The organism is Eilatimonas milleporae (genome assembly GCF_003688555.1).
Lineage (GTDB): Bacteria > Pseudomonadota > Alphaproteobacteria > Sphingomonadales > Kordiimonadaceae > Eilatimonas > Eilatimonas milleporae.
On record NZ_REFR01000009.1, the window covers coordinates 474765 to 488339 of the forward strand.

The 13575-nt window shown below is 62.0% G+C and carries 13 protein-coding genes; 4 read left to right on the top strand and 9 right to left on the bottom strand.

The features are described from left to right. Nucleotides 1–28: 28 nt before the first annotated feature. A complete protein-coding gene (locus tag BXY39_RS02900) occupies nt 29–2488 on the bottom strand; it encodes a TonB-dependent receptor (protein WP_170163581.1) in 2460 nt (819 codons plus the stop codon). A gap of 355 nt (nt 2489–2843) precedes the next feature. Here BXY39_RS02900 and BXY39_RS02905 point away from each other — a divergent pair, with 355 nt between their 5' ends. Genes BXY39_RS02905 through BXY39_RS02920 form a run of 4 tightly spaced genes read left to right on the top strand, consistent with a single transcriptional unit; the run spans nt 2844 to nt 6009 of the window. Then, complete coding sequence (locus BXY39_RS02905; protein WP_170163582.1) at nt 2844–3137, top strand: putative quinol monooxygenase; 294 nt, start codon at nt 2844–2846, stop codon at nt 3135–3137. 5 nt (nt 3138–3142) lie between these two features. Further along, nucleotides 3143–4801, top strand: a complete 1659-nt coding sequence (locus BXY39_RS02910) for a class I adenylate-forming enzyme family protein (RefSeq protein WP_121937320.1) — start codon at nt 3143–3145, stop codon at nt 4799–4801. Between the two features lie 56 nt (nt 4802–4857). Beyond that, nucleotides 4858–5166, top strand: a complete 309-nt coding sequence (locus BXY39_RS02915; protein WP_121937321.1) for a putative quinol monooxygenase — start codon at nt 4858–4860, stop codon at nt 5164–5166. A gap of 48 nt (nt 5167–5214) precedes the next feature. Next, nucleotides 5215–6009, top strand: coding sequence for an SDR family oxidoreductase (locus BXY39_RS02920; RefSeq protein WP_121937322.1), 795 nt, complete (start codon nt 5215–5217; stop codon nt 6007–6009). Here BXY39_RS02920 and BXY39_RS02925 read toward each other — a convergent pair. The 8 genes from BXY39_RS02925 to BXY39_RS02960 form a co-directional block, all read right to left on the bottom strand. Continuing rightward, entirely contained in the window at nt 6006–6563 is a 558-nt protein-coding gene (locus BXY39_RS02925; protein WP_121937323.1) for a VOC family protein, read from the bottom strand. The two genes, BXY39_RS02920 and BXY39_RS02925, sit on opposite strands and share 4 nt — an antisense overlap. A gap of 5 nt (nt 6564–6568) precedes the next feature. Next, nucleotides 6569–7114: a VOC family protein gene (locus BXY39_RS02930; RefSeq protein WP_121937324.1), complete on the bottom strand. Its 546-nt coding sequence runs from the start codon at nt 7112–7114 to the stop codon at nt 6569–6571. 11 nt (nt 7115–7125) lie between these two features. Continuing rightward, entirely contained in the window at nt 7126–8430 is a 1305-nt protein-coding gene (locus BXY39_RS02935; protein WP_121937325.1) for a dihydrolipoamide acetyltransferase family protein, read from the bottom strand. 11 nt (nt 8431–8441) lie between these two features. Further along, nucleotides 8442–9455: an alpha-ketoacid dehydrogenase subunit beta gene (locus BXY39_RS02940; RefSeq protein ID WP_121937326.1), complete on the bottom strand. Its 1014-nt coding sequence runs from the start codon at nt 9453–9455 to the stop codon at nt 8442–8444. 9 nt (nt 9456–9464) lie between these two features. Further along, complete coding sequence (locus tag BXY39_RS02945; RefSeq protein ID WP_211332046.1) at nt 9465–10442, bottom strand: thiamine pyrophosphate-dependent dehydrogenase E1 component subunit alpha; 978 nt, start codon at nt 10440–10442, stop codon at nt 9465–9467. A gap of 27 nt (nt 10443–10469) precedes the next feature. After that, nucleotides 10470–11810, bottom strand: a complete 1341-nt coding sequence (locus BXY39_RS02950; RefSeq protein ID WP_121937327.1) for an aromatic ring-hydroxylating oxygenase subunit alpha — start codon at nt 11808–11810, stop codon at nt 10470–10472. Between the two features lie 4 nt (nt 11811–11814). Next, entirely contained in the window at nt 11815–12579 is a 765-nt protein-coding gene (locus tag BXY39_RS02955) for an SDR family NAD(P)-dependent oxidoreductase (RefSeq protein WP_121937328.1), read from the bottom strand. A 107-nt stretch (nt 12580–12686) separates the two neighbouring features. Then, nucleotides 12687–13454, bottom strand: a complete 768-nt coding sequence (locus BXY39_RS02960) for an SDR family oxidoreductase (RefSeq protein ID WP_121937329.1) — start codon at nt 13452–13454, stop codon at nt 12687–12689. Nucleotides 13455–13575: the final 121 nt, after the last annotated feature.

Sequence of the window (13575 nt, forward strand, 5' to 3'; positions counted from 1 at the left end):
ACACTCGAAACAACGCCGAAGGACGTGCCTAGAAGCTGACGCCCATTTCAACGCCCCACACAGCCGGTTCGCCGTACTGGCTGAAAATCCACAGGTTGGCGACCGCCTGCGACGACACGCGGTACGTTTCGTCCAGAAGGTTGCGGCCAAAGGCCCGCACGAACCACCCGCCGTTTTCGCTGACGATATCCACCGTGGCGTTGACCAGGGTGCGCGAATTCAGGAACGTGTCGAAATCCTCATCAATGTCCGAGTAGGAGAAGACATTGTCATCCTCGTAAGCCGCCGTTGCATTGAGGCGCAAAAGCAGCTCGTCGGCGATGGGGGTTTCATAGCGGCCGAAAAGCGTCCAGGTGAATTCGGGCGTCCGGGTCAGCGGCCGGTCCGAAAAGTCCACATCGATCACGCCGTCAAAATCGGTATCGGCTTCAAAGGTGTTGAACTTACCGTCCTGCCAGGAAAAATTGCCGCCCAGCACAAGGCCCTCGACCCCGGTGACCCACAGTGTTTCCAGCTCGATCCCGAAAACGCGGGCGTCCGCCGCGTTGAAGAAACGCGTCTCCTGAAACTCGACACCCTGGCTGTTGGTCAGCGTCGCCGCGATCTGACGCTGCGCATCCGTATAATCCGCATAGAAAAAGGTCGGATTGAAACGGAAGGTGCCGTCCGCGAACTCGGTCCGCAGGCCGGCCTCATAGGACGTAACCTTTTCAGGCCGTGTCGGCGCGATCAGTTCCGGCGTCAGTTCATTGCCCGTCGTCCCCGACTGGTCGTTAAAAGCGCCCGAGCGGAAACTGCGGGACACGCTGGTATAGCCATAGATATCGTCGGTGAATTCATAGGAAATCACCGCGCGCCAGCTGGGCTCGTTAAACTCGCCGTTTTCCGTATCGGCCAGAACACCGGTTGAAAAACGGTCGAAGTCCGCGGCACCAAGCGGCCCCAGGCTCTGGAAACTGAGGCTGGGATCAAACCCGCCGCCAAGGGCCTGATAGACGATCTGGTTGCGGCCGATCCAGTTCTTGTCCTCCCAGGTGTAACGAAAACCGCCGGCAATGGTCAGGCGGTCGTTCACCTCATAAGTGGCGTCGGCGTAAAGCGCGAAGGCGTCGGCATCCTGTGCGTTACACAGCACCTGCGGGTTGGAGTTGAAGAAACCGGGCGGCGTCCCCAGACCGAAAAGATCAAGGAAACCAAGCGTCTGGGTCACACAGAATGTGGTGTCGTTCGACTGGTAGAAGGTGCCGGTCACCATATCGATCCGGTCATTGATGGTGAAATTTGCCCGCAGTTCCTGTTGGAAGGTTTCCCTGTCGTCCGCCCGATTGGCATCGAAAAGCGAAACGGGCCCCACTTCGCCCACATAATTGTTGGCCAGCAGGGAAAGCTGTTCGCGGTATCCGGTGATCGACGTCAGCGTGACATCGCCCATCTCGTAATTGATATTCAGATAATAACCGTCGACATCGACCTCATGCCCGTTTGAAAGCCCGATATCGGCCCCGATGGCACTTGGGGCGGTCACACCGGCATTGTCCAGCGGATTGCCCGGGTCCTGCGTAAAGCCAAGCTGGTTGAAGACAAAGCGCGGATCGCCCACCGGCGTCTCGTTGACCGCCGGCACGGTATCCGAATCATCGCGGATCAGTTCATACTGAAACAGAACTTCAAGTGCGTCCGTCGGCTGCCACAACAGCTTGGCGCGCATGTTGAAGACTTCCTCGCCGCCGAGACGGCTGTTGTCACCCTCGCCCGTCTCACCGGCCAGCGGGTTAAGATTGTTGCCCTGATCGTCAAACGGTCCGAACGGTGTCACCGGCCCGAAACTCGCGCCGTTGCGGTAAAACCCGTCGGAGCGTTGATACTGGCTGGAAACCCGCAGCGCCAGCCGGTCGCTGATCGGCACATTGACGGCCGCCCGTCCCTCAAACCGGTTAAACGAACCGTACCGGGCCCTGAGATCAACGGCAAAGTCGTCAAACTCCGGCCGCCGCGTGCGCACATTGACGACCCCGGCCGTGGCGTTTTTCCCGAACAGGGTCCCCTGCGGTCCGCGCAGCACCTCGATCTGTTCGATATCGAACAGATCGAGCAACTGCGTCTGAACGTGCGGCACGACAAAATCGTCCAGTGTGACGGCAACCTGCGATTCCGAATAGACGATGATATCGGTTTGCGCGGCACCGCGAATCGCAAAGGAGGCGGCATTGAACCCCGTCACCTTGGACGCGGAAAAGTTCGGCACCAGCGCGGCGATATCCCCCAGATCCTTGGGCACAAGGGCATCGGCCTGCTGCGCGGTCAGTGCCGTCACGGCGACCGGCGTTTGTTGTAGCTGCGTCTCGCGCCGCGTGGCGCGTACGAACACTTCCTCGATTTCGATAAACTGGTTTTGTTCGGCACCGCTGTCCTGTGCCACCGCCGCCGACGGGCACGCGGCAACCACCAGCATGCCCGCGCCGGCCAGCGCCACAGGCGCCGCACTCATGCGCAGACGCGCCTTCGTCTTGCATCCTAAAGGCATTCCAAACCCTCCCACTTGATGCTCCCTCCCCGGTCTGGACGTACCGGTTCCCCCCACGAAATCCGGTCATCCACTGTATTACTGAGAACAAATTAAAAACAATTATGACTGTTTTTTTTAATGCACGCAAGTCACAGGAATCTTTCTAAAACCAAGACTTATAAACACCCTACCTTTGGTATATTTTTTTGCGTCGCACAAAAACAATCCGACATGTTTGTTTTTTGTTGACCGCTACCGGGTTTCGCGATGAAACTGAAAAAGGAGGTACCTGCCGCAGGCGGAAGCGCCGCGGCGTCAGCGGAGGGGAGAGGTCCGCGTGTCCTATACATTCATCGCAAGATTCAAGGTTTTTCCCGACAAAAAGGCCGCCTTCATCAAGGCCGCCCGCCAGATGGAAGACGCCGTCCGGGACCGGGAACCCGGCGCCATTCATTATAAATTCCACCGTCTGGATGAACCGGATGCCTTTGCCGTGATCGAATCCTTCGCGGACGAGGCGGCGGAACAGACCCACCGGCAATCGGACCATTTCGCGGCACTGGCGCCCGCCCTGATCGACTGTATCGACGGGACATGGACGCGCGAACATCTGCACCCGCTGGAGGACTGAACCCGATGGCCCCGCGTGATCCGGATACCGTCCTGACCCTGTGTGATCTGCTGCTGGCCGCTGTCGCGGACGGGGCGGACCGGGATGCCGTGGTCTTCCCCGAGACCAGGCTCAGCTATGGTGCGCTTCTGGCCCGTGCACGGCGATGGGCGAAGGCCTTTATCGCGCTCGGTGTGCCGCAGGGGGGCCATGTCGGCCTTCTGATGACAACGCAGATGGATTTTGTCGAAGCGCTGTTCGGCGCCGCCCTTGCCGGCGCGGCGGTTGTTCCCATCAATGCGCGCTATGCCCCGGCCGAACTGGCGTATCTGATTGAAAACGCCGACCTCAACACACTGGTGACCACGGACAAGGTGGCCGGCGCCGTCGATTTCGTCGGGCGTATCGGGGCGGCGTTTCCCGGACTTGACCGGTCAGGCGACGCCCGCCACCTGACCCTTGAACAGGCCCCCCGGCTCAACAATATCGTTGTGACGGGGACGGGCCGCTATCCCGGTTTCATACCGGAAGAAGCACTCGACGCTCTGACCGCCGGCGTCAGCGACGCCGATGTCGACGACCGGTGTGCCGCTGTCCGCCCCGACGATCTGGGACTTATTCTCTATACATCGGGCACCACGTCCAATCCCAAGGGATGCATGATCCCCCACAGGGCGATCACCTCGAACAGCCGCGCCCTGGGCCGGTACCGGTACCGGATGACGGACAAGGACCGTTTCTGGTCGCCACTGCCCATTTTCCACATTGCCGGCATCCTGCCGATGATCGCCGTCTTCGATGTGGGCGGCGCCTATCTGACCATCCCGCATTTCGAACCCGGCATCGCACTGGACATGCTGGAACGCGAACAGGCGACCATGGCCTATCCGTCCTTCGTCACCATCATGCAGGACCTGATCAATCATCCGCGTTTCGCCGGGACCGACCTGTCGCGCGTGCGGCTGATGAACTCGAACCTGGGCGTACAGCCGGCCGCGATCAAACAGGCGATCATGGACGCAATGCCCCACACCGTACAGGTAGGCACCTACGGTCTGACGGAAGCCTCCGGTACGGTCTGCACCAGCCGCCTTGACGACGATGTGGGCACCCGCACCTCGCGCCTCGGCGTGCCGCTCAGGGGCTGGGACCTCAGGATCGTTGACACCGACACGGGCCGGGACTGCGGACCGGACGAAAAGGGCGAAATCCTCATACGCGGCCCCGGCATGCTCAAAGGCTATTACCGTGATCCGGAAAAGACGGCGCAGTCCATCGACCCGGACGGCTGGCTGCATACGGGCGATCTCGGCTCTCTCGATGCGGACGGACAGATCATGTTCCACGGCCGCACCAAGGACATGCTCAAGGTCGGCGGCGAGAATGTCGCGGCCGCCGAGATTGAAAATGTGCTGAACACCCATCCGGCCGTGGAACTGGCCCAGGTCGTCGGCGCCCCCGACCCCCGCTATGTTGAGGTGGCGGCCGCTTTCATCAAACTGCATGACGGTGCCAGGGCCAGCGGAACAGACCTGATCGCCCACTGCGACGGCAAGCTCGCCCGTTTCAAGGTGCCGAGATATGTCCGGTTCGTCGACGACTGGCCCATGTCGACCAGCAAAATCCAGAAATTCAAACTCAGAGACAGGATCGCGGCGGAAATCACCGCCGCCGAGACCGGCTGAAACGGAAACGGCTGAAAGAAGCCGAAAAACAACAGGGGCACCGGAAAGGACGCACCATGACCGCATTTGTCGCCAGGCTTGTCGTCAAACCCGAAAAACGCGGGGAGTTTGAGCGTCTTCAGACCGAACTGCGGTTGTTGACCCACGCGCATGAGCCCGAAACCCCCGTCTATGAACTGATCCAGTCGCGCGAGGATGAAAACACCTATCTCTGCATCGCCACCTTCACCAGTCAGGATGCCTTTGACCTGCACATGGGCACGGACTTCCACGACCGTCTGGCGCCGGCCATCCTCGACTGTCTGGCGGAGGATATGGATCTCGGCTTTTACAACATCATCGGCGAGGCAAAGCGCCAGCCTTGAGAAAACATCGCCAAGGACACGGATATGACCGCATCCTCCCAACCTGCGATGCCGCGACTGGCCGGCAAGACCGCCGTCATCATCGGCGCGGCGGGACGCGGCAATATGGGCGAGGTGATCGCGCGGCGGTTCGCGGCCGAGGGTGCGCATGTCACCGTCGCGGGCCGTCACCGGCAACCGCTTGAAGACCTGGCCACCGATATTGGCGGCACATCGGCCCTGTGTGACATCACCCGCAAGGCGGATGTGGACCAGCTGTTCAGCGAGGCCGCCGCCCGCCACGGCCGCGTCGACATCGCGCTCAACGCCACCGGCTGGGGGCTGGTCAAACGGTTTGAAAAGACGACCGAGGACGAGCTGGACGCAATGCTCGCCCTGCAATTCAAGGGGCCGTTTTTCTTCCTCCAGGCCGCCGCCGCCACGATGAAGCAGACGGGCGGTGCCATCATCCAGATTTCGTCCGCGACCGCCACCGTGATGCTCAACCACCATGCCGCCTATATGGGCAGCAAGGCCGGGATCGATCACGTGGTGCGCTGCGTCGCCTATGAATACGGGCGCGACGGGATACGCGCCAACTCGATCTCGCCGGGCTTTACGCAAACGCCGATGACGGCGGACGCCGCCGCCATGCCGGGCATGGTCGACGCCTTTGTGAAGGAATATCCCCTTGGCCGCATCGGCACCTCGGATGACATCGCGGCGGCGGCGGTCTTTCTGGCGTCCGACGAATGCTTCATGACCGGCCAGAATCTTCAGGTCAACGGCGGCCTGACCCTGCGGCGCAATCCGACACAGGCGGAAATCAACGCCGCCCTCGCCGCCGCGGTCCCTCAGGATTAAAGATCGATCGGGCGCAGCACACGAGCCCCGTCCCAGCCCGCCGCCTTGCGCGCCACAAATCCGTAAAACCGCCGCATGTCCGCTGTCGGTTCATAGAATTCCAGAAACATCCCGTAATCGGCGCGACCGTCCATCATGACGAACCGGGTTCCGTCGTCCGTGGTCGCGTCAAGGGCGCAGGCCAGGCCGTCACCGGTGGTGCGCGCCACCGCCGCGTCCAGGTCCGTGACAAAAATTGCCGCATGATGCAGGCCGTGCTCACTTGCCGCGAACATGTCGCGCACGGCTGACGGTTCGTCGTCATGCTGGTGGATCAGCTCGATCATCAGGCCGCCCCACTGGCCGTAGGCGGAACTGTGATCGAACGCGGCATCACGCCCGCGATAGCGGCAGCGTGCCAGCGGAATATGGCTCAGCAGATAAAACGGCCCGGCGCCGAGCTCCGCGGCCGCCTTGTCCGCCATCCGGGCGATATCGGGGGCATGGTAAGCCAGTTGGACGACCCGGCCATAAGGCGTATCGCGCGGGATATCATGCGGATGCGGGCGAAACATCGCCCCTAGCCCGCCAGCGCGCTCGCATCCCGTAAGGGGTCCGTCCCGTCCCACGCTTCGCCCGCCGCGCGCACGCGGGCGAAATAATTGTGGATGAACGGCAGGTCTTCCAGCACTTCGACCATGCAGCCAAGCGCGGGCGAGGTATCCACATAACAGAATTTCAGCGGCCCGAACGTCCCGCTTGAGGCGACTTCGAAACCAAGCCCCCGGTAGCGGGCCACTTCCGCCTCGTAATCCTCCACGATCACCGCGACATGGTGGAAACCGTCCCGGCCTTCGGGCACCAGATCCCGGTAACAGGACGGGGACTGGCAGTGTTGTTCGATCAGTTCCACATGAATGTCGCCGGCCTGTGCCAGCGCGGCCGAAAATTCCACCGCCTGCGGCCGACCGCGATAAAGCGGCGTGCCCACCTGGGGCCGGTCCAGCACGAAAAACGGGCCGATGCCGAAGGTATCGGTCCAGTACCGCGCCGCTGCCTTCAAATCCCGCACCACATAGGCCATCTGAAGGATTTTGTGATTGGTCAGCGGATGCGGCGCGATCATGGCATCCCTCCTTAAAGCGTCTCGGGCGCTTCGAGGGCCGCCGCCAGCGCCGCGAGGAAACGCCCGCCGAGCGCCCCGTCAATCGCCCGGTGATCGCAGGACAGGGTCAGCGCCATGACACTTTCAAACCGGCCGTCCTCGCGGGCGACACGCTCAATGCTGCCGGCCGCCAGAATGGCGCCCATGGGCGGGTTGATGACGGCGTCAAAACTCGTCACCCCGTACATACCCAGATTGGACAGGCTGAAGGTTCCGCCCTGAAATTCGTGCGGCGCCAGTTTTTCCGCCCGCGCACGCCCGGCCAGGTCCTGCATGGCCGCCGCGATCTCGGCCACCGGTTTCGCCTCGGCCCGGCGCACCACCGGCGTGACCAGCCCGCCCGGCACGGCAACCGCGACCGCAATGTCAGCATGGGCGAAACGGCGGATGGTATCGTCGACGAAGTGTACATTCACGTCGGGCACCTGTTGCAGGGCAACGGCGCACGCCTTGATCAGATAATCATTGATCGACGGCACCGTCCCGCCTGCATCCTTCAGGGTCTGCCGCCGGGCCAGAAGCGCATCAAGGCCGACCGTGCGGCGCAGGTAGAAATGCGGGATCGTCCGGTTCGCCTCGGACAGGCGTTTGGCGATCGCCCGGCGCATACCGCTCAGCTTGATCGTCTCAAAACTGTTTTCTTCGTCCGCCGCGTCGCCGTCCGCATTGGCCGCAAGGCCCTGCGCCTTGGCCGCCTGTTCCACATCCTGTAGGGAAAAGCGCCCGTTCCGGCCACTGCCGGTCACGTCCGTCAGGTCCACCCCCAGCGCCAGCGCCAGTTCCTTCGCCTTGGGCGACATCGAAATCCCTGCGGGCAACACCGCCTGCGGCGTGTCGGTTTTTGCGGGCGCGCCCTCCCCCAGCCCGTCCAGATCGAGCGCATATCCCCCCACCGGGTGGGCCTCTGCCGGGCCGTCCGCCGTTCCGGCAGCGGCCTCAGGCGCGTCGCCAGCCGGGCCGTCATCGACCCCGAACCCTGCATCGGCCGCCTTGAAATCGGCGACAAAGGCATCGACGGCGCCGTCAGGCACATCCTCGGGCGCGAAAACCGCGATCAGCGCCCCCACCTTGAACACATCGCCGTCCTCGCCGATCCGCCGGCGCAGCAGCCCGCTGTATTCCAGCTCCACCTCATTGGCGATCTTGTCGGTTTCGATCACCACCAGGATATCGCCCTTGTTGACCGTCTGGCCCACCTCGGCATGCCACTCGCGGATGACCCCCTCTTCCATCTCGATGCCCCATTTGGGCATGGTGAAGGCTGTGATCTCGCTCATCGGGTTTTCCTCTACCGGTAGGCCGCGACGGTGCGCACCGCCGTGTCGATATGGGCCGGTCCCGGCACATAGGCACGCTCCAGCCCCTTGGAAAACGGCACCGGCGCATGGGGGGCCGTCACCTGCTGGACCGGTGCCTTCAACGACGAAAATCCGTGGCTTGCGATAAAGCCCGCAATGTCGGAAGCCACCGAACAGCGCGGCGGACATTCGTCGACAATCACCACCCGGCCGGTTTTCTCGACGCTGTCCAGGATCGCGTCCTCATCCAGCGGACTGATGGTGCGCAGGTCCAAAAGATCGCAGCTGATACCGGCCTCAGCCAGGCCCGGCAGGGCCTTTTCGGCGAAAGTCACCATGCGGCCCATGGCGATGATCGTCACATCGTCCCCTTCGTTCAGCAGGGCCGCCTGTCCGAAGGGGACGGCATGGTCGCCTTCCGGTACCTCGCCCTTGCGGCCGTACATGGCCTTGTGTTCGAAAAAGACCACCGGGTCATCATCGCGGATCGCCGTGGTCAGAAGACCCTTGGCATCCGCCGGATTGGACGGCATCGCCACCTTCAGCCCCGGGACCGAGGTGATGATCTGATACATGGTCTGACTGTGCTGGGCCGCCATGTTCATGCCGGCGCCGTAGGGCACGCGGATCACCACCGGACAGGTCGCGCGGCCGCCCGACATATAGCGGAACTTGGCCGCCTGGTTCATGGTCTGATCCAGCGCCAGCCCCAGGAAATCCGCGAACATGATCTCCGCGACCCCACGCTTGCCGGCAAGGGACGCCCCCACGGCAAGGCCGACAATGGTGTTTTCGGAAATCGGCGTGTCGATCACCCGGTCTTCGCCGAATTTCGGCAACAGGCCGGCGGTGACGCCGAAAATCCCGCCGGACGCCTCGCGCTCGCCCGAGGTGCCGCCGGCCCCGCCCGAGACATCCTCGCCGCAGACGAAAACACCGGGGTCGCGCGCCATCTCGCTGTGCAGAACCTCGTTCAGTGCCTCTCTGTAGGTTATGACTGGCATCGGGCGCTCCTACTGGTAAGACACGTAAACATCGGTGGTGATATCGTCGGCAGGCGGCATGGGCGCGGCCCGCGCCTCATCCACCGCCGTATCGATCAGGTTCAGGACTTCGGCGTCGATGGCGTCCAGCGCGGCCGCATCGAGGCTGCCGTCCGCCGCCACGCGGGCGCGGAAATTCTTCAGACAGTCCATGTCCTCGCGGTGGCGCTTGACCTCGTCCTTCGCCCGGTATTTCTGTGGATCGCCCTCAAAATGGCCGAAAAACCGGGTGGTGGTGAACTCAACCGTGCAAGGCCCCTTGCCGGCGCGGACATGGTCCAGCAATTCGGCCATGGTTTCATACACAGTGAAATAGTCGCAGCCGTCGGCCTTGACCGCCTTCATGCCGAACGCCGCCGACCGCCCGGCGATATCCTTCGACCCGACCGCATAGTCGGCGCCGGTGTGTTCCGAATAGCCGTTGTTCTCGATCACGAAAATGGCCGGCGCGTTGATGACCACCGCCATGTTCATGGCTTCCAGCACCGCACCCTGATTGACGGACCCGTCACCGCCGAAGGAGATGGCGACCCGGCCCTTGCCGTCCAGCTTGGCCGACAGCGCCGCGCCCACGGCCAGCGGACCGCCGGCGCCGACGATACCGTTCGCCCCCAGCATCCCCTTGGTAAAATCGGCGATATGCATCGAGCCGCCCTTGCCGTTGCACAGACCCGTCGCACGGCCGTAAATTTCCGCCATCATCGCCTTCACATCACAGCCCTTAGCAATGCAGTGGCCGTGTCCCCGGTGGGTCGAGACGATCATGTCGCTGTCGTCCAGATGGTCGCACACACCGACCGCGACCGCCTCCTGCCCCGAATACAGATGGGTGAAGCCAGCGATCTCGCCGGTCATGATTTCCTTGTGCAGACGTTCCTCGAACTCGCGGATCGTCTTCATCTGACGATACGCCTCAAGCAACTGGTCGCGGCTGTATTGTGTGGCCATGGTCCTGTCCTGGGTTAGACCCCTCGCCTAAGACCCTTTGCGGGCATGAACGCCCGCAAGATAGTCTTCGAGTGTCTTGTGGAAATGACGGATGCGCAGTTCCTGCTCGCCGAGCCAAAGGCCCTGATATCCGACGCTGTTCATACCCTTCTGGACAAAGGGCAGATTATAGGCGTCCTGATTGATCACCAGGCCGAGCGAGGTCTCGCCATGCTTATACTGGCGGTGTTTGGGCCGCTCGTAAGCCTCCATGTCGAACTCGTTGTCCGGCAGCTCGAACATGTAATAGTCGAACAGCATCTTGTTCGGGTCTTCCGGGTGCGGCCGCTGCCGGAACATCATCATGTCGTCCGCATGGACGTTCATGGTGATGTTGGGGAAGATCATGTAATGATAATCGTCCGTCAGCTGGTCGTCGTTCAGGCGGGAATAATCCTTGCCCTGCGCCGCGCCGTTCTCGCGCTTGAACGTCTGCACCGCCTCCCGCACATCGTATATCGATCCCTCATACGCGGCCGGGTCCATGCCGGCACCGCGCATCACCACCTTGATGGGCGGTGGAATCTCGGACGGTGAAATCACCCGCGGGCTCAGAACGCCAAAGGCGATCAGATAGCGGTTGTGGCGTTCGTAACAGTCGATCTGGATATCCAGATCGTCCAGATAATACAGAAGCTGCGGGTGAATGCCCTGCACATGGTAGCTTTCGTTGAAGGCATCGACCGAGGCTTTCCAGTTGCAGTCCCATTCGACCGTCACCCACTCGGTCAGCACCATCCGGTCGAACCGGTAGGGGTCGAGATGCTCGGGAATGATCCCCAGATAGTCCCTGAGCGGCATTACATCCGGGTCCATGCTGAACCAGACGAAAGACCCCCATGTGTCACAGGGCAGCTCCGTCAGTCCGCCGCATTTGGGCGCCCCTTGGGGAAAGGTCTCGACATCCGGAATATCGAAAAAACGGCCGTCCAGACGGTACTGCCAGTTATGATAATGGCAGCGTATGGCCTGATCCGCCTCCTTCGTCTGGTGCGCGCCGTGGACAAGCTGATTGCCCCGGTGCTGACACACATTGTAGAAGGCCTTCACCCCGCCGTCCCGCTGGCGGATAAGGAGAATACTCTCGTTTCCGATCTCGGTGACCATGTGGTTGCCGGGCTCGGGGATATCGGCCTCGCAGCAGCCGAGCAGCCACACCTTGGTCCACATATGGTCCCATTCGCGCGCCATGTAATCGGCCGAGGTATAGCGTTCCTTGGGGATCAGGTCATAAGGCAGCTTCGGTTTCGGCGCCGCCTTCACCGGCGTGCCTTCCGACCCGCGGCGCCGTTTGGTGCGCTTGATCTTCTGTTCGCGGCGGACTTTCATCGGACTAGAACTGCACCCGTTTGGTATAGCCGCCGTCGACCACCAGATTGACCCCGGTCACCCAGCTTGCCGCCGGGCTGGACAGGAAGACGATGCAATTGGCCACCTCCTCCGGCGTGCCGAGACGGCCGAGCGCATGGGTGCGCTCCGTCTTCTCGTAAAACCGTTCATTGGAAATCTTGATCATGTCCCAGGCCCCGCCGTCGAAATAGATGGGGCCGGGTGTGATCGTGTTGACCCGGATGCCCTGTTCACCGTGCGCCTGGCTCAACTGCTTGGCATAGGTGATCAGCGCCGCCTTCATCGCATTATAGGCCTGCGGCACCATGAAGGTCTCGACCGCCGCGGTGGTGGAAATCATGGTCACGGCGCCGCCGCCGCGCTGCTCCATGTGCGGGATCACCGCCTCGACACCGCGCACGGTGCCCAGCACATCGATCTCGAAATTCTTCCACCAGTTTTTTTCGCTGTCGGCCCCGCCGCCCGCCGACACATTGGGAATGAAGATATCGATGCCGCCCAGTTCCTCGGCCATGGCCTCGATCCAGGCTTCGTACTCTTCCTTGTTCTTGATGTTGCAGGGCGCGCCGGTGATTTTTCCGTCGGCCAGAAGGGCGATTTCCTTCACCGCCTTGTTCACACTTTCGGGCGAGCGTGAGCAAATGGCCACATTCGCCCCTTCCTCGGCAAAAAGATTCGCCACCCGGCGCCCGATCCCCTGTGTTGCCCCCGTGATGAGGACATTCTTTCCCCGTAAGCCAAGATCCATTCAGAATTCCGATCCGGTTAATGGTCTGAGCGGTGTCCCTCCACCAAATTAAATACAATCATGTTTGTTTTTTTTAACGTCGTCAAGTCATCAACGTAAGGATGCGGTCACGACGCCGCCCGGGCCAGCATGCCGTTGTCGACGACAAACTCGGTGCCGGTCACGAAACGGGCCTCGTCACTGGCCAGATACAGCACCATATTGGCCACATCCGACGGCGTGCCCAGAGCATCCGGCGGCAGAATGCCGCTTTCCGGAATCGCCTGCGGTGCCTCGTCGGTGCGGCCCTGCGCGAACTGCACCATGGGGGTTTCAATGGCGCCCGCATGGATCGAATTGCAGCGCACCGGATAGCCCGAGGCCTGGCAGTGCACGGCGATGGATTTGGTCATGGCGCGCACCGCCCCTTTCGCCGCCGTATAGGCGAAAAAGACCGGGTATCCGATGTGCGAGGCCACCGACGACATGTTAACGATCGACGCGGCAGCGCTTTTTTTCAGCAGCCGCAGGCCGTGCTTGCACCCCAGGAACACCCCTTCCGACATCACCCGGTTGGCGAACTGGAAATCGGCAAGTGTGCAGTCCTCGGGCGAGGCCAGTTGCACCACACCCGCATTGTTGACCAAAATGTCGAGACCGCCGGCCGCGTCCTCGATGGTGGCCATCACCCGCACCCAGGCCGCCTCATCCCCCACATCATGGGCGATAAAGGTGGCACCGGTACCGATATCCTTGGCAGCGGCACGGCCCTGGTCTTCGTTGACATCGCTCAGAAACACCCGTGCGCCTTCCGCGGCCAGCAGCCGTGCATCGGCACGGCCCAGACCCGACGCGGCCCCTGTGACCAAAGCGACTTTACCGTCGACGCGTCCCATATTAATCCTCTACCCTTTCGCTGATGTCGCCTCTGCCGACCCGCCGGCGGACCTTCCCGGTGTTCGCGGCTTTTCTTCTTCGGCAAGCTATAATACAATCAGGTATGAATGTTTTTTTTGG

What these genes read in the sequence shown, in the direction of transcription:
- BXY39_RS02900 (WP_170163581.1), bottom strand. Translation starts at nt 2,488, where the DNA reads ATGAGTGCGGCGCCTGTGGCGCTGGCCGGCGCGGGCATGCTGGTGGTT.
- BXY39_RS02910 (WP_121937320.1), top strand. Translation starts at nt 3,143, where the DNA reads ATGGCCCCGCGTGATCCGGATACCGTCCTGACCCTGTGTGATCTGCTG.
- BXY39_RS02915 (WP_121937321.1), top strand. Translation starts at nt 4,858, where the DNA reads ATGACCGCATTTGTCGCCAGGCTTGTCGTCAAACCCGAAAAACGCGGG.
- BXY39_RS02920 (WP_121937322.1), top strand. Translation starts at nt 5,215, where the DNA reads ATGCCGCGACTGGCCGGCAAGACCGCCGTCATCATCGGCGCGGCGGGA.
- BXY39_RS02925 (WP_121937323.1), bottom strand. Translation starts at nt 6,563, where the DNA reads ATGTTTCGCCCGCATCCGCATGATATCCCGCGCGATACGCCTTATGGC.
- BXY39_RS02930 (WP_121937324.1), bottom strand. Translation starts at nt 7,114, where the DNA reads ATGATCGCGCCGCATCCGCTGACCAATCACAAAATCCTTCAGATGGCC.
- BXY39_RS02935 (WP_121937325.1), bottom strand. Translation starts at nt 8,430, where the DNA reads ATGAGCGAGATCACAGCCTTCACCATGCCCAAATGGGGCATCGAGATG.
- BXY39_RS02940 (WP_121937326.1), bottom strand. Translation starts at nt 9,455, where the DNA reads ATGCCAGTCATAACCTACAGAGAGGCACTGAACGAGGTTCTGCACAGC.
- BXY39_RS02945 (WP_211332046.1), bottom strand. Translation starts at nt 10,442, where the DNA reads ATGGCCACACAATACAGCCGCGACCAGTTGCTTGAGGCGTATCGTCAG.
- BXY39_RS02950 (WP_121937327.1), bottom strand. Translation starts at nt 11,810, where the DNA reads ATGAAAGTCCGCCGCGAACAGAAGATCAAGCGCACCAAACGGCGCCGC.
- BXY39_RS02955 (WP_121937328.1), bottom strand. Translation starts at nt 12,579, where the DNA reads ATGGATCTTGGCTTACGGGGAAAGAATGTCCTCATCACGGGGGCAACA.
- BXY39_RS02960 (WP_121937329.1), bottom strand. Translation starts at nt 13,454, where the DNA reads ATGGGACGCGTCGACGGTAAAGTCGCTTTGGTCACAGGGGCCGCGTCG.